We start from the raw sequence: 17,104 nt of genomic DNA on the forward strand, positions 1-17,104 counted from the left end.
AGGCATTAGCTCGTGGGGAATCTGGAAGTGGGATCACTTGTTGGAGGACTGTTTCGATGAATGGGGCTGGTAGGCCTGCTCATTACACTTATTGTGGAAGTTGTGATGCTGTATTGGCCCGGGAGGTTGCTGATAAAGATTATTCTCATTTATTTGTATCTCTATGAGAAATCTGTTTTGTCTGTTTTTGGGTGTGGTGCTGGCCATAGCTTGTACGCATAAAGAGTTTTATTCTTTTACAAATGAGAAGAATTTAGAAATGATATCGGTTAAGATCGACGAGATTCTTTTGGCCGATTTTATGATAAAGAAAGGGAATTATTTGTTCATGATCAGTACCCGATCGGATTCTATGGTTTATTTGTATGCTTTACCTGATTTGCAGTACTGTAAAAGTTTTGGGATAAAAGGAAAAGGTCCCGGTGAGTTTATCTTGCCTATGTTTGTAGAAGCTCCGGGAAATGATGTTTATATATGGGGATATTCCGACGTTAGATTGATTCGTTGTTTTTCAGTAGATTCTAATGCACATATTACTGTAAAGCAAGATTATCATTTGGATAAATACGAAACTTTTAATTTTATGCATTTGATCCGGGATTCTATATGTGTATATAGTTTAATGCCTACACAGCCTTTGGTAAAATTATACGATTTGAAAAATGGGAAAAATATGGGGGAATTGAAAATTGGATCTAAAAATAGGGTAAATTCCTATTTGTCCGATGGAGATGGGGTGATGGCTGCCAATGATTCGGTGATTATTGTCGCTTATCATTATAAAAAGCAGATCGATATTTATGATGTCAGTACTTTGAAACTGAAAAAGCGATTGATCGGGGATTACCGCCCTCAAAAATTAACAGACGATTTTACAGAAAATAAATATCATTATGTAGATATAGTTGCCGGAAAGAAAAGATTCTATGCTCTATACCGGGGATGCAGAAATAAAGATGCCAAAGAAAATAGTGATATTCTGGAGTCTTTCGATTATGATGGAAATCCTGTTATTAAATATAAATTCAATGATTTAAGTCCCGATATTTTTTATGTAGATGATGAAGCTGCTGTTTTATATGGTTATAAGTCCGCATACCCGGACTTAATGCTAAAATATGAATTAGAAGAAAGACTTCCGACTTATCAGGTCGATATTGATGAAAAACAAAGCTTTCGTTCCGTGTGCCGAAACTGACGTTTGGCGATTACTGGTTGGAACTGCCCACGCGCTTCAGTAAAGGGCAGTTGACTTATTTACTATATGGCAAAGAACTGTCTTCCTCAGGCTCTTACCTGAAGCTGTGGGTGAAAAAACGATTAAAAATAAGTTTTGACGGCAAAAAGAAACTGGAGAATTTCGATGTCCTGTGACATGTCAATAAGTTCTGTCGGCTCAAAATTAGCAATTATTTATGAAGGGGGTACTTTAAACCTAACCGGATGTATGGATAGCTGAGTTACCCGCTCGGAATAGTTTTCTGTAAGAAATTGATTTTAAATCTGATTCTAATATAAGAGATCAGGAAACCTTCTTTCATTGAAATTTATGGTTTTCAGCTCCGGTTTAGCTTGCCATGCAATGATAACACCGGAGACGAATAGGTACAAAAATCTCCTGCAGAGTTCTGTATTTGAGGAGGATAAATAGAACATCTGCAGGAGATATTTTAATTTGAAATCCGATGTTTTATTTTACGGGAAATTCCGGTATTGCCGGGACTTCTTTCTTTTCGGTTTTCAGTTTTTCCAGGATCACTTCGATGGCTTTGTTCAATTGTTGGTCTTCGCCGTTGAACTCCAGGTAAGGATCGTTTTCCAACAGAATATCCGGATCTACCCCGTGACCTTCGATGATAAAGCCGCTACCGTCAGCTGCAAAAGGAGCATAGGAGGGGGTGACGATAGAACCTCCGTCGACTACCGGAATGGTGCCGCTGTAACCGACTACTCCTCCCCATGTCCGGTGGCCGATGACCGTACCCAGTTTATTGAATTTAAAACGATAGGGGAACAGGTCTCCGTCGGATGCCGAGTATTCGTTTACCAATAACACTTTCGGTCCGAGGAAAGTGCCTACCGGACTTACCGAACCCGAAGTCTGGTTGGTATGCATCGTATAAAAATGAGGGGTACGCATCAGGCGCTCGGTAATCATCGGAGATACATTTCCACCGCCATTGCCCCGATCGTCGATGATCAGGGCTTTTTTACCCAATTGCGGGTAATAATGCTTGACGAATTCGTTCAGCCCGTCGACACCCATGTCCGGAATATGGATGTAACCTACTTCTCCGTTGGTGGCTTCACTCACTTTCCTGATGTTATTTTGTACCCAATTGTAATAATAAAGTTGCGATTCGTCGCTGAGTGGGGTTACTAATACCTGGCGGGCTCCTGCTGTTTCAGGCCGGGTATTCACTGTGAGTTCTACCGTTTTGCCAGCTTTGCCGATCAGTTCGCTAAAGAGATTCTCGGTTTCTTTCAGCGATTTGCCGTTGATGGCCAAAATATAATGACCTTCTTTTACCTCCACGCCGGGCATAGTCAGGGGCGAACGGGTCGCTTCGTTCCAGTTGGCTCCTTCTATGATTTTGGTCACTTTAAAATAACCCGAAGGATCTTTTTTGAAACGGGCGCCTAACAAGCCCATCGGGATTCTTGCGGGTGTCGGATGTTCACCGTTGGCAGAATAAGCATGGCCGACACTCAGTTCTCCGATCATTTCTCCGATGACATAAGTGAGGTCTGTCCGGTGATTGACATGAGGAATCAGGACTTTGTATTTTTCATACACTCCTTGCCAATCTACTCCATGCATATTTTTAGCGTAGAAGAAATCTCGCATTTGCCGCCAACTTTCATTGTAGATTTGCATCCATTCCTGATGATAGTCGATGTATTTTTTCAGGTCCGAAGTAGAAATCGGGTGATTTACACTTACCGGGGCATTAGGGATGTCGATGACCTGAAAAGCCCTGCCTGATTGTGCAATTGCTTTTTCATAACCCGGACCGAAAATGATCCGGCTATTCAGATCTGTTTCCTTCCGGTCTTTCAGGTTATATATACTGGTATTACCATAACGGTTGAAATAAACCTGATTACCGATCATATGCAGATCGTGGTAATTTCCTGCTGAGACTGGTAGTTCGATAATCCGGTTGGCGATATTCGTATAGTCGTATTCATTTTTCGGATGCTCTTTCGTTGCTTTGGATTTCTTGGTCTCCCTGGTGGTCGGTGTTTGTTGGGGAGCTTTCGGATTGTCGTTTTCCGGAGCAAAGGGAATGGTGGCATCTTGGGTAAGAGGCAAAATGTATATTTTATTCATATTGTTGTACACATGGTTCCATTCCGTACTACTGTAGGTCGGGTTGAAGGTACGGGCAGATACGAAAACCAGGTATTTACCGTCTTTACTGAAATTCGGTGAACTGACATTATACCAACCGTCGGTCATTTGATGTTTTTCTTTGCTATTCCGGTCATAAATGATGATATTATCCATCTCTTTTCCCGGTTGGATGTAGGTGATATACCGGCTATCTTGTGACCAGTTGAACGAGTTGATCGGTCCGACACCGGAACTGGCGATAACTTCGGTTTTCCCATCGCTTACCTGAGTCAGATTAAGGGTATTCTTTTTTTCACTCCAAAGAATGGAGCGGGAATCGGGAGCCCATTTCAGATCGAAGATATAGGTTTTCAAATCTTTCGTCAGCATTTTTTCTTCTCCGGTAAAAGCATCTCTCAGCCAGATATTGAATTCTCCGTTTTTGTCCGAGATATAGGCGATCCATTTTCCATCCGGCGACCATTGCGGATTGCGGTCGTTGGCATTTGAGGAATTGGTCAGATTATAGGTAATACCGGATTTTGCCGGTAGGGTGAAAATATCTCCCCGGGCGGCGACGACAACCCGTTCTCCGTTGGGGGCAACGTCCATTCTGCTGATTTGTCCGCTGACATCCTTCCATTCCGGTCGCGCCCAATTTTGGTCGTTATCGATCTCGACAGGAATCGGGGAAGCCTTTTCGGTCCGGGTGTCGAATTTATAGAGGATACCGCCTTGTTCATATACGATCTGATCTCCTCCCAGGGCTGGGAATTTGATGTCGTAGTCTTTGTTGAAGGTTAATTGGCGGGTAGTCTTATCCGATAAGTTATAAACATAGAGATTCATGATGTCGTCCCGGTCGGAAATGAAGTATATTTTATTCCCGTCTGCGGACCACATGGGAATGATATCCTGGCGGATTTCGTCTGTTATTTTCTGTGATTGGTGTGTGTCGAAATCATAAATCCGAATGTCGTCGGCCATACCTCCCTGATATCTTTTCCAGGTACGGAATTCTCTGAATACATAATTGTAAGCCAGTTTTTTCCCATCCGGGGAATAAGATGCGAAGCCTCCGTTTTTGAGGGGGATTTCGACAGCTTCTCCTCCCTCGGCGGGAACAGTCATTAATTGTCCGGTAAAGTCGTTGAAAGTGAATTGCCGGGTGCGGAACAGGATATGTTTGCTGTCCGGGGTCCAGCCGATGACGATGTTGTTAGGGCCCATCCGGTCGCCTAAATCATCCCGGTTCAGGGTTGCGGTATAGGTCAGACGCCGGGGAATACCACCTGCCGAAGGGATCACAAATACTTCTGTATTTCCGTCGTATTGCCCGGTGAATGCAATGTATTTTCCATCCGGTGAAATACGTGGAAACATTTCGTATCCGATATCCGAAGTTAATTTGCGGGCTGTTCCTCCTTGATCGCTTACCGTGTATAAATCGCCGGCATACGAAAAAACGATCTGTTTACCGTTGATATGGGGAAAGCGGATTAAACGTGCTTCTTCTGCTTTGCCGATCGATACGATCAGAAAACAAATGAATGTGAATATAAAAGTTCTCATGTGTGATGAATTATAGGTTTGAACACAAAGATAACAATGAATATTTAATATAAAGAAATAAAAACTGCAGAGTCATAATAAATAATTACAAAGAGAAAAAAAAGCTTGGTGAGAATATCCCTGTAATTTTATGCTCTGCAGAAAACGAAAGGTTCGTTTTTTGGTCGGTTTACGACTTGGGAGGGTCAACCGACAAATCCTATGATTATGATCGTTCGATAACTAAATTTTTGTTGTATCCGTAGAATGGTTTGTAACCTGACAAAGGTAAGGTGAAATCTATTTTTTTTTGAATATCGGTTTCGGACATTGTGGTGGACAAATAGAGAAATAATGTTTAGTTAAATAATTGATAAATATGTGTTTGATGTTTTTGAAATGGGTGGACACTCCATTTCAATTTGCTTTTGTCTACCCAATTTTAATCTTTTTATCGGTTAGAAAATCCAGTTTATAAATTTTTCAGAAACTCATCCAGATCGATTTCTTTTTGAAGTTTCGTCGAGATTTTATGCGCCAGTCGGTTTTTTCTCTTTCGCAGGGCTTCGGGGCTTGCGTGGAAAATGGTGGTCATGTCTGTCATCCTCCACTGGTGGTGAATCATACTGGCTAATAATAATTCGTCTGTATTACATTCGGGAAACATGCGTTGAAACCGGATACTGAAGTTACCGTCAAAATTCGTCAACCGGTAGATTAGTCGCCCGGAAGAATTTGCTTTTTGCTGGATTAAAGCTTCGTAAAGTCTTTTGTAACTTTCCGAAGATAAATGATGGAGGCTTTTTTCCCGATTTAGCAGGCGTTCCAGTTCATCATAGGCAATATGATTTTCGGTGATGAATTCTTTTGTCATCATAAAACTCCATTCCCGGTGTTTGATTGTTTCGGATAATTTTTCATACTGGACTTTCAATTTCCGGTGGCGGAAGTAAAGGAAAAGAGAGATAAGGGAAAAAGTAAATAGGCAAATGATGATGAGTAACAGGATTTGCGAGTAGTTTATCATCGGGGTATGGGAGATGCCGGATGAATTCCGGACTGAAAGGAGGGTGTCTTTCAATCGGAGGGTTTCGTCTTTCCAATAAAGGGCTTCGGCATAATTTCCATGTTGTATTCCGATATTGGCTTGGGTTTGACAATAGCTGATGAGACGGCAGATCGAATCCTGAGTTACCGGTGTAGATCGCTTGTCTAGCCATGAAGACGGGTTAGGGGTGTGGGTTGCACATGAAATTATCAGTGTCAGTATAAAAGTGAGAAAGATAGGTTTGCTCATGCGACTCCGTATTTTGTTTGCAAACATATACTATCTTTAACGGATTATCAATGTTTTTCCGGTTCACTTTTTTAAAGACAATAATTTTTAAGCAAAATACACAACTTTCTAGGTTAACTATTTTTCTTTTATGATTCTGCTTCCTGAATGATTATGTGAATTTTCGATTTGTGGATTCCCTTTTATAACCAAGCGGGAATGCCCGTATAAATCATAGGTCAACCGTTGGTTTACTTGTATCTCGGCTTTGGCTCCGATGGATAATTGGATGTCCGCATTTTGAGTTTCCAATTCCCGGGCTTCCAGACGGGCTGCTGTTTTCAAAATGGCTTGTAAGTTTTGGGCTTCTCCTTTGATCTCCAGGATTCCGGAGGTGCGTGCCTCTGCCTGAATATCTTCGGCTTTTAGTCTGATCCGGATCTGGCCTCCGGTTGTTGCTTCCAGACGGATTGTCCGGAGGTTCCAGATTTGAGGCCAGGCATCTATTCTGGAATGGTTGGAGGCTTTCAGACTCCCGAGGGTCGGCATACTGATCAATACATTCATCGAAGCGTATTTGACGATATTTACGCTGTCCGGAATATAAATTTTTAATACCTTGTTTTTGACCGTAGTTTTAATATAAGAAAACAGGTTATCGTCAGCCTCTACGGTGATCGGTTCCATTTCTCCCCGGACGATAGCGACATCGATTCCCCGGGAAATTTCGATACTGGTGAAATCTGCTGTTTCACGCTGTTGTGTCAGGACATATCCCGAACCTTTTACATTTTTCTGCCCCCAGACAGCAGAAATAGTCAGATAGAAAACTAAAAGTAATAATCCCGGTCGTTTATAAATTTTCATAGCGTTGAATTTTTCTCTGTTTAACGCTTTTATCCGGATCCGGGTTCGGTGAGAATAAAAAAACTGCCGTTGCCGGCAGTCTCTCAAGTTTGTGGTATAGATAGTAGTAATTGGTTATAAGTTTATCCGGCATTGATAAATTTCTTCACCAGTGCCTGAATATTTTCAGGATGGTTACTGATGTCTTGCCGTAAGGTTTTATCGTGATATGAATTTAGTTTGTCGATCATTCCATCGATTAAGCTGGCACTGAAAACGCCCTGAGCTTCATATATGGCTCTTTGGTTAGCGAGGCATTCGGCCGATTCTGCACAAGAAGTCGGTAGATGGCTCAATCGTTCTGCTATATGCTTATGGGCATCGTCGAAAATGTTGACATTGACATACCGTTCCTCTGCATATGGGAGGGCATCGGGCATTTCGAAACCATGCCGTGCGGCTACTGCAAGTCCGGCTAATAACAAATACACATCGGCCGATCCGTCCGGACAACGAAATTCTATGGTTTGTTTAGTACTCAGGTCTGCATGGCCTGCTTGCTCGAGAGGATTGGCATCGGTGATCATTTCATTGGCTCCCTGTGTCCAACCCAGAGGTACACGTACCAGCACCGAACGGTTACGGTCGCCCCAGCAGATATTGGTCGGAGCTTCCTGATGCGGTACCAGACGAAAATAAGATGTCGGATTTGTATTACCGAAAGCTGTCAAAGAAGGAGCTATTTCCAATATACCGGCAATAGCTTTTTTGGCCGCTTCCGTAAGTTGACCGTTTTCGATATACATGTTTTTTCCTTCTTTCATCAGACGGGTATGGATATGTAATCCGCTTCCGGCTTTTCCTGTCGTGATCTTGGGTGCGAAGGTCAGGTCTACCCCATATTGATAAGCAAGTGTCCGGAGTATCCATTTGGCGATAACCAACTGGTCGGCAGCTTCTTCTATATCGACCGGCAAAAATTCGATCTCATTCTGTTCGTATTGCAAGTTACCGATCGTGAAATTCCCGACTTCAGAATGGCCGTATTTGATTTGTCCTCCCGCTTGTGCGATGGCACGCATTGCTTCCTTTCGGAGATTGGCCCATTTGCAGAAAGGCATAGATTCATGGTATCCTCGCTGATCCGGTGTCTCGAATAAGTCTTCTTTCTCGCTGATGACATAATATTCCAGTTCCCCCATAGCCTGAAATTCCATACCGGTAACTTTCTTAAACTCTTCGTGTGCCTTGCGAAGGGTATACTCCGGAGCGCTCTCCAAAGGTTTACCGTCTTTCGTATAGTAACTGCAAAGAATGTCTAGTGCAGGAATATCACTGAAAGGGTTCAAAAAGGCAGTCCGGTAACGGGGTATCACGTATAAATCGCTTGAACCGGCCTGTATATAAGGAAATAAACTGGATCCATCCACCCGTTCACCATAGGTCAGAATGCTATCCAGGTGTTCCAGGCTGTTAATAATGAAGTTCAGTGTTTTCAATCGTCCGTCTGCTCCGGCATAACGAAAATTGATCATTTCAATATCGTTTTTCGTCACATATCGAATAATATCCGCTTTGGTGAACTCTTTTTGAGGCTTATTCAAGAATTTCACCAGTGGATTGGGATTAAGTATCGTATTTCCTTCCATAAATCTTTTGTTAACGGTTACGGAGCAAAACTATGAAAATTTTTCTAAATCGAGAACGTTTGCGTAACAAATTATAAGTTAAAATTCTTTTATTTTTAGGTATTGTTAGTTTTTGTCGCTCTTCTTCTCGGCAAATGACGGGAAAAAAAAGAAGGTATAAATCTGATTTGTGGATAATTATGCATTTATTTTAAATAATAATTCGATTATATTCAAGTGTTTTTCCGGGATGGTGATGAAATAATTGCATAAATATTTGTTTATAATAAATATTTATGCATATCTTTGTCCTGTTGTTTGAATGAAGAGGTTCGTTCAGGCACAATTTAGAAATATCAATATAAATCATTAAAATTTTCAGGTGAGATGAAAATAGATGTTATGGTTGCTTCGGTCGGGCATTTGAAGTATGTAAAAGTAATAAACGATACCATTGATGAGGCTGCAAAAGCCCGGGGGACGGGTATTGCACGAAGAACCGACGAATACATCGCCGATAAAATCAATCAGGGAAAAGCGATTATTGCTCTAAACCGGGAAGAGTTTGTAGGATTTTGTTATATCGAATCCTGGGGACATGAAAAGTTTGTGGCTAATTCAGGATTGATTGTAAAGCCGTCTTACCGGGGAATGGGAGTCGCTAAGCGGATCAAAAAAGCTGCTTTCGATTTGTCCAGAAAAAAGTTCCCCCATGCAAAATTATTCGGTTTGACGACCGGTGAACAAGTGATGCGTATCAATACCGAATTGGGATATGTACCGGTGACCTTTGCTAAACTGACGGACGACGAACAGTTTTGGGCGGGATGTAAATCCTGTGTCAATTATGATATCCTGCTCCGGACGAATATGACGAAATGCTTGTGTACCGGTATGGTGTACGATCCCGAAGTTGCTGCAAAAAGAGAAGCGGATAAAAAGCTGGAAGAGAAAAAACAAAGCAACAGGATTGTAAAATTGTTGAAAAAAGTGATTTAATAGTCAGGATAAAACCATGAAAGAAAAAGTAGTACTGGCCTATAGCGGAGGATTGGATACCTCTTATTGTGTAAAATACCTGAGTGAAGAATTGGGCCTGGAAGTATATACCGCTTTGGCAAATACCGGAGGATTTACCGAAGCCGAGCTGAAAACTGTCGAAAAAAAAGCTTATGCATTGGGGGCGAAGGAACATGTTAACCTGGATGTGACAGAGGATTATTATGAGAAGTGTATCCGTTATATGGTGTTCGGTAATGTTTTGCGGAATAAAACCTACCCTGTATCGGTGAGCTCCGAACGGACTTTCCAGGCATTGGCTATCGTGAACTATGCAAAAAAAGTGGGAGCACAATATATCGCTCACGGGAGTACAGGAGCAGGAAACGATCAAGTGCGTTTCGATTTGTGTTTTGCTGTTTTTGCCCCGGAGATGAAAGTAATTACTCCTACACGCGATCTGAGACTTTCCCGGGAAACGGAGATCGGGTACCTGAAAGCCCATGGTGTCCATTCCGATTGGAAGAAAATGGAATATTCGGTAAACAAAGGTATATGGGGAACTTCTGTCGGGGGAAAAGAAACTTTACATTCCAATACGAATTTACCGGATAAGGCTTATCCTTCTTCTCTCGTGAAAGAAGGTTGTGAATCACTTGAGCTGGAATTCGGGCAGGGAGAGATCGTAGGAGTAAACGGGGAGAAAATTTCCCGGATCGCTGCCATTCGTAAAATAGAAGAGATCGGTGCCGCCTGGGCGATCGGTAGGGATACCCATGTGGGAGATACCCTGGTCGGGATTAAAGGACGGGTAGGGTTTGAGGCTGCTGCTCCGATGCTGATCATTAAAGCACACGAATTGCTCGAAAAACATACACTGACGAAATGGCAACAATATTGGAAAGAACAACTGGGTAATTGGTACGGGATGTTCCTCCACGAAGCGATGTACTCAGAGCCTGTGATGAGGGATATTGAAAGATTTTTAGAAAATAGTCAGCAAAAAGTAAGCGGCAAAGTATTCATTCGCCTTCGGCCTTATCATTTCGATCTGATCGGTATCGAGTCGGAACATGATCTCATGAATTCGGGATTTGCCGAGTATGGTGAAATGAATAAGGCCTGGACAGCAGACGATGTGAAAGGCTTTACTAAAATATTGTCGATGCCTTTGCGGATATACAATGTAGTAAATGGATTATAACCCTGAAAATAAATTGCAATGAGAGTAGGAATTGCCGGAGCTGCCGGTTATACAGCGGGGGAATTGATCCGGATACTGATCGGTCACCCCGGAGCAGAACTCAGATATATTCAGAGTGAATCCCACCAGGGATTGCCGGTATATAAAGTACATCAAGATTTGTTGTATTCCCGGCTTGTTTTCTCGGATATCGATTTTTCAGATATTGACGTACTCTTTCTCTGTATGGGACATGGGGTGTCGGGAAAATTTCTGAATGTTCATCCGATCCCTGCAAATGTGAAGATTATCGACCTTGGGAATGATTTTCGTTTGGAAAAGGAGTCCAACGGTTTTATTTATGGCCTGCCTGAGTTGTCCCGTGAAGAGATTAGAAAGGGGCGATATGTAGCTAACCCGGGATGTTTCGCTACAGCCATCGAGCTGGGACTTATTCCGTTGGCTTCGATCGGGCGCTTACCGGAAGAGATTACTGTTGTGGGGATTACCGGATCGACCGGTGCCGGCCAAAAGCCGACAGCAGATACTCATTTCAGTAATCGTTGTAATAATCTCTCCAATTATAAGGTTTTCACCCACCGGCATTTGGATGAAATCCGGGAGACTTTGGTGAGAGCAGGAGCAAAAGGCTTCCCCGATTTGGCTTTTGTACCGGTGAGGGGGTGCCATACCCGGGGGATACTGGTCAATACGGTGATTCGTACGGATATTACGATCGAAGGCATTACAGCCCTTTATAAAGCTTATTATAATACACATCCTTTTGTATATGTCTCTGACGAACCGTTGTATCTGAAACAAGTAGTGAATACGAACTACTGCTATATTCATATCTCTAAGCAAGGCGAACAAATGCTGATCACTTCAGTGATCGACAACCTGCTGAAGGGGGCTTCCGGCCAGGCAGTTCAAAATATGAACTTGCTTTTTGGCCTGGAAGAAACAACCGGTCTCCGTCTGAAGGCCAACTATTTTTGACTGAAAGCCTGGAAGCGATGTTTCTTTCAGCTTTTTACCTTTACCTTTTTTATTATGGGATTATTCGAAGTTTATAGTTTATTGGATTTGGAACCGGTAAAAGCCAAAGGAGCTTACCTCTGGGATAAAAATGGGGATAAATATCTTGATTTTTATGGAGGACATGCCGTGATTTCCATCGGTCACAGCCATCCGGTATATGTGGAGAAAATGACTCGCCAGCTGAATCGGATCGGTTTTTATTCGAATGCGGTGAGGAATCCTTTACAGGATGAATTGGCTTTGCTATTGGGAAAAGTTTCCGGTTATCCGGAATACAACTTATTCCTTTGCAATAGTGGAGCCGAAGCGAACGAAAATGCGTTGAAGCTGGCCTCTTTCATTACAGACCGGTCCAAAATACTGGCTATGAGAGCTGCGTTTCACGGTAGGACGAGTGTGGCGGTGGCGGTGACGGATAATCCGGCCATTCAAGCACCCTTGAACCGATGTCATGAGGTGACTTTTATTGGATTGAACGATCGGAAGGCATTGGAAAGCGAGCTGGAGACCGGTGCTTATGCTGCTGTGATTGTCGAAGGTATACAGGGAGTCGGTGGTATACAAATGCCTGATACCGGTTTCTTGCAGTCGATGCGCGAACTTTGCACCTCTACAGGTACTCTGATGATTGTAGACGAAGTACAATCCGGATATGGGCGTACAGGTAAATTCTTCGCTCATCAGCATGCCGGTGTTTTACCGGATATCATCACGATGGCTAAAGGGATGGGCAACGGCTTTCCGATAGGTGGTTTGTTGATTTCGCCTAAGATTAAAGCCCGTAAAGGAATGCTCGGGACTACTTTCGGCGGAAATCATCTGGCTTGTGCCGCTGCTCTGGCAGTATTGGAGGTTATACAACAAGAATATTTGGTCAATAATGCTGCCGGCTTGGGGAAATATCTGATTCAGGAATTGAAGAATATGCCGGGGGTGAAGGAAGTACGGGGAAAAGGCTTGATGATAGGAGTAGACGTGAAAATTTCACAGGAAGAGGTCCGGAAGAGATTGATCTCCGAACACCGGATAATGACAGGATATAGTGGAAATTATACCCTTCGTTTACTTCCGCCTTTGATCATTACCCGGAAAGAAGTGGATGAATTTTTGAAGGCTTTCCGGCAAACGATGGACAATGGGATGGCTCGGTTACAGGAGAAGGTCGGCGAGACCTGTAGTCGCTGATCGGTACCTGGCAGCCTGGTGTCTTCGGGGTACGGATCACTTTATAAACTTAATAAATTCTTTATGATCAGAATAATAAAAATCGGTGGTAAACTGATCGAGAACGATGCTGTATTGAACGGTTTGTGTGATGAATTATCCGCCTGCTACCGGGATAGTGTATTGGTACATGGAGGGGGAAGTATGGCCGGACAATTGTCTGCGCGTTTGGGGATCAGGACCCGTATGATCGATGGCCGGCGGATTACCGGCCGGGAAACCCTGGAGGTTGCCGTGATGGCCTATGCCGGATGGGCGAATAAAAAACTGGTCGCAGCTTTACAGGTACGGAATGTGAATGCCTGCGGCCTGTCAGGATGTGACCAAAAAGTGATTCTGGCACATAAGCGGGAGGTGAAAGAAATCGATTGGGGATTTGTCGGAGATATCGATCGCGTGGATACCGGGGTTTTGGCCGGTCTGTTGCATCGGCAGGTGATGCCGGTCATTTCTCCGATTACATACGATGGAGCGGGACAACTCTTAAATACCAATGCCGATAGTGTTGCCGGAGCTGTGGCGGTTGCTCTGAGTCGGATCGATGATACCGAATTGATATTTTGTTTCGATAAACCCGGCGTATTGCTGGATGTAAACGATGCGGATTCGGTGATCCCGGTGCTCGATAAAGAAAAGTATGCCGGATATTTGGAACAAGGAGCGATTCATGCAGGGATGATCCCTAAACTCGATAATGCTTTTAAAACTATAAAGGCCGGAGTAAAATCGGTGCGTTTGACGGATCCCTGCCATTTGGACGGGGGAACGGTTTTAAGATAAAAGACGAAATATGGAGACCATAGAACTTTTAAAGAAAATGATTTCTATTCCTTCGTTCAGCGGGAATGAAGAACGGGTAGCCGATTTGATGGTAGCTACGTGGGTAGAACATGGATATTCCGCAGAACGAAGTGGAAATAACGTATGGGTAAAATCCCGGAATTTCGATCCGGTAAAACCGACGATTCTGCTGGATGCTCATTTGGATACCGTTCGGCCGAATGGAAACTGGGAGAAAGATCCGTTTACTGCCGTAGTGGAAGATGGAAAATTATACGGCTTGGGGAGTAACGATACCGGTGGTAGTGTAGTTGCCATGATGGCCGCTTTTCTACAATTGGCAGAAAAGAAACAGGCCTATAATCTGGTTTGTCTCGAGTCGGCAGAGGAGGAGAATACCGGAAAAAATGGCATACAGCGTATTGTCGGCAACTTAGGTAAAATCGATTTGGCCCTGATCGGTGAGCCCACAGGCATGCAGGCAGCTATTGCTGAAAAAGGTTTGATGGTCGTCGATTGTGTCGCGAAAGGAAAATCCGGACATGCGGCAAGAAATGAAGGACTGAATGCTATTTACGAAGCGATATCCGATATCGAATGGTTCAGGTCCTACCGCTTCGGGAAGGAATCTCCTTTATTAGGTAAAGTAAAAATGACTGTGACCGGAATCGAAGCCGGAACCTTACACAATGTTGTACCGGCTGAATGCCGGTTTATGGTAGACATCCGGGTAAATGAATATTATACGAATTCCGATATTTACGAGACGATTCGCAGAAATGTGAAAAGTGAAGTCCGGCCCCGTTCTTTTTCTCTCAACTCTTCGGCTATTCCTATCGATCACCCGATCGTATTGCGGTGTAAGGATTTAGGCTTGAAAACCTACGGATCGCCTACAACTTCCAATCAGGCCGTTATCCCTTATCCGTCGCTGAAGATCGGACCGGGGGACAGTGCCCGTAGCCATACGGCCGATGAATATATCGGATTGGATGAAATAGAGGAAGGAATCATGCTCTTTGTTAAATTGTTGGATGGCTTTTGTTTTTAAGCCTATGTATAATCGGTCGGTTACCCTACTGGTATCCTCCGGAAAATGATCTGGGAGGGAGGCTGACAGGGGATCGTTAAAATTAAAATGATACTCATATGAAACTTTGGGATAAAGGATACGACATCGATCGTTTCACCGAAGAATTTACGATCGGTAAAGATAGAGAGTTGGATGTAATGTTGGCGAAAGCCGATGTATTAGGTAATATGGCTCATTTAAAAATGCTGCATCATATCGGGCTGATTTCCGATGGTGAATTGAAAGATTTGGCGCAAGGGTTGAAAGATATCTTCGCTGAAATAGAACAGGGAAAATTTCATATAGAGGCGGGGATAGAGGACATCCATTCGCAAATAGAATGCCTCCTCACCCGAAAGTGTGGGGAAGCCGGTAAAAAGATTCATACAGGGCGTTCCCGTAATGATCAGGTACTGACCGATCTGAAACTGTTTACCCGTACTGCCTTGATCGATGTGCTGCAACAGGTGACCTCCTTGTTTCATTTGCTTATGGAAAAGGCAGAAGCCAACAAAGATATTCTGATGCCGGGGTATACCCATCTGCAAATCGCTATGCCTTCTTCATTCGGCATGTGGTTTAGCGCTTATGCGGAGTCTTTGGCAGACGACCTGTTGATGTTGAAAGCTGCTTACGATATGGTCAATACCAATCCCTTGGGATCGGGAGCCGGTTATGGTTCTTCTGTACCTTTAAACCGGACGATGACGACCCGGTTATTGGGATTCGGCGATCTGGCTTATAATTCAGTTTACGCCCAGATGCAAAGAGGGAAAATGGAGAAAAATGTACTCTTTGCTTTGGCTACTGTTGCGACGACACTGGGGAAACTGGCTGCAGACGTGTGTTTGTTTGCTTGTGGAAATTTTGGTTTTCTCAGACTTCCCGATCGGTTTACCACCGGTTCCAGTATTATGCCTCATAAGAAAAACCCGGATATCTTCGAGTTGATCCGGGCGAAGACCAACCGGATTCAGTCTCTGCCTACACAGATGGCTATGCTTTGTGCGAACCTGACTTCCGGGTATTTCAGGGATATGCAGTTGAGTAAGGAGATATATTTGCCGGCATTTAAAGAACTGACCGATTGTCTGTTTATGACAGAGATGGTGTTGAAAGAAATCGAATTGAATCCGCTGATTCTTCAGGATAAAAAATACAGTTATCTCTTTACGGTTGAAGAAGTAAATGACAGAGTCGCTGCGGGGATTCCTTTTCGCGAAGCTTACCGGATGGTCGCTGAAAAAGTGCAGCTCGGAGAATATAGGGGGGATACTTCCCGGCCTTTACATCATACCCATGAAGGAAGTATCGGCAATCTGTGTTTGCAGCAGATTCGGGAGAAATTTGAACGCCATAGTTCGGAATGGAAGCCGGAGCAGGTGTGGCGGGCAGAAGCAGAATTAATGGAATAGTTCCACACTTTTCCACACTGTTGGGGAATCGATTCCCCATTTTTTGAAATATATCGTTTGGGATAATGATTTGATTTTTAGGCTTTTGTATCCGCTCTGACCATTGCTGTTTTTTGTGGCATATATTTTTCTTGTCTTCTATATAAAACAGAAAAAACTTTAAAAGACAAGGAGCATGAAAAATATAAAGAGAACATTATGGATCGCTATTGTGGTTGGGGCGTTTACATTATCTGCATTTGCCGTAGATCTGGTCCCTACTTCAGAATCCTTACTCCAGAAAGTGGAAAAAAAGAACGAAGTACGGACAGAATTGCCCCAGGCTGTCAAGTCGGCTGTGATTTCAAAATATGTCGCTTACGCTATTGAACAGTTTTCTTTTGAAGAGAATTCGGTCTATAAACTGATTCTGAAAGGCGATCGCAATAAATTGATCGTTTATTACACGGCGGATGGGGAATATCTGAGTCAGGAAACCGTTAAAACCGTACAAATGGTTGCCTTGATATAGTTTCTGATACCTAAAATGTAGGTTTATTCTATTCCGATTCCGGGTTTTGTGCCGTCAGATTGGTTCGCTTGGAACGGTCAGGTTAGGCTTTCCTTCACTGACCGGCGGAACTCGCTTCGCTCAGACACCACCGGTCGGGCGTTCGGAAAACCTAACCTGACCCTCGTTCCTGCTCCAATGGTCTTCCGCCACAAAACCCTGCATCTCACGTTAACACGACCTGGCAAAGGAAGAATTAGAA

At 43.5% G+C, this 17,104-nt stretch carries 13 protein-coding genes; 9 read left to right on the forward strand and 4 right to left on the reverse strand.

From position 1 onward, the window contains the following. Positions 1–163 precede the first annotated feature (163 nt). On the forward strand, positions 164–1,198 hold the full coding sequence (locus AC5RDS_RS06425; RefSeq protein WP_118102568.1) for a BF3164 family lipoprotein: 1,035 nt from the start codon (positions 164–166) through the stop codon (positions 1,196–1,198). Positions 1,199–1,690: 492 nt separating this feature from the next. Here the strand turns inward: AC5RDS_RS06425 and AC5RDS_RS06430 are convergent, their stop codons facing one another. The 4 genes from AC5RDS_RS06430 to AC5RDS_RS06445 all read right to left on the reverse strand — a co-directional run bounded on the left by AC5RDS_RS06430 (position 1,691) and on the right by AC5RDS_RS06445 (position 8,659). Then, complete coding sequence (locus AC5RDS_RS06430) at positions 1,691–4,909, reverse strand: PDZ domain-containing protein (RefSeq protein WP_337584436.1); 3,219 nt, start codon at positions 4,907–4,909, stop codon at positions 1,691–1,693. 451 nt (positions 4,910–5,360) lie between these two features. After that, complete coding sequence (locus AC5RDS_RS06435; RefSeq protein WP_095074715.1) at positions 5,361–6,185, reverse strand: hypothetical protein; 825 nt, start codon at positions 6,183–6,185, stop codon at positions 5,361–5,363. Positions 6,186–6,302: 117 nt separating this feature from the next. Then, complete coding sequence (locus AC5RDS_RS06440; RefSeq protein WP_013612975.1) at positions 6,303–7,031, reverse strand: head GIN domain-containing protein; 729 nt, start codon at positions 7,029–7,031, stop codon at positions 6,303–6,305. A gap of 122 nt (positions 7,032–7,153) precedes the next feature. Next, a complete protein-coding gene (locus tag AC5RDS_RS06445; protein WP_013612976.1) occupies positions 7,154–8,659 on the reverse strand; it encodes a glutamine synthetase family protein in 1,506 nt (501 codons plus the stop codon). A 366-nt stretch (positions 8,660–9,025) separates the two neighbouring features. Here AC5RDS_RS06445 and AC5RDS_RS06450 point away from each other — a divergent pair, with 366 nt between their 5' ends. The 8 genes from AC5RDS_RS06450 (at position 9,026) to AC5RDS_RS06485 (ending at position 16,863) form a co-directional block, all read left to right on the forward strand. Further along, positions 9,026–9,637, forward strand: coding sequence for a GNAT family N-acetyltransferase (locus AC5RDS_RS06450; RefSeq protein WP_013612977.1), 612 nt, complete (start codon positions 9,026–9,028; stop codon positions 9,635–9,637). A 16-nt stretch (positions 9,638–9,653) separates the two neighbouring features. Then, positions 9,654–10,841, forward strand: a complete 1,188-nt coding sequence (locus tag AC5RDS_RS06455) for an argininosuccinate synthase (RefSeq protein WP_046404366.1) — start codon at positions 9,654–9,656, stop codon at positions 10,839–10,841. A gap of 18 nt (positions 10,842–10,859) precedes the next feature. Continuing rightward, the gene (gene argC / locus AC5RDS_RS06460; RefSeq protein ID WP_118108264.1) at positions 10,860–11,819 is read left to right on the forward strand and encodes an N-acetyl-gamma-glutamyl-phosphate reductase; all 960 of its coding nucleotides are present in this window, start codon (positions 10,860–10,862) and stop codon (positions 11,817–11,819) included. Positions 11,820–11,873: 54 nt separating this feature from the next. Beyond that, complete coding sequence (locus tag AC5RDS_RS06465) at positions 11,874–13,046, forward strand: aspartate aminotransferase family protein (RefSeq protein ID WP_013612980.1); 1,173 nt, start codon at positions 11,874–11,876, stop codon at positions 13,044–13,046. Between the two features lie 63 nt (positions 13,047–13,109). After that, complete coding sequence (argB, locus tag AC5RDS_RS06470; RefSeq protein ID WP_118102559.1) at positions 13,110–13,865, forward strand: acetylglutamate kinase; 756 nt, start codon at positions 13,110–13,112, stop codon at positions 13,863–13,865. 10 nt (positions 13,866–13,875) lie between these two features. Further along, on the forward strand, positions 13,876–14,916 hold the full coding sequence (locus AC5RDS_RS06475) for a M20 family metallo-hydrolase (RefSeq protein WP_013612982.1): 1,041 nt from the start codon (positions 13,876–13,878) through the stop codon (positions 14,914–14,916). Positions 14,917–15,014: 98 nt separating this feature from the next. Further along, positions 15,015–16,352, forward strand: a complete 1,338-nt coding sequence (argH, locus tag AC5RDS_RS06480; RefSeq protein WP_013612983.1) for an argininosuccinate lyase — start codon at positions 15,015–15,017, stop codon at positions 16,350–16,352. A gap of 175 nt (positions 16,353–16,527) precedes the next feature. Further along, positions 16,528–16,863: a hypothetical protein gene (locus tag AC5RDS_RS06485; RefSeq protein ID WP_013612984.1), complete on the forward strand. Its 336-nt coding sequence runs from the start codon at positions 16,528–16,530 to the stop codon at positions 16,861–16,863. The last annotated feature ends 241 nt before the right edge of the window (positions 16,864–17,104 follow it).

It is taken from the genome of Odoribacter sp., from assembly GCF_985060555.1.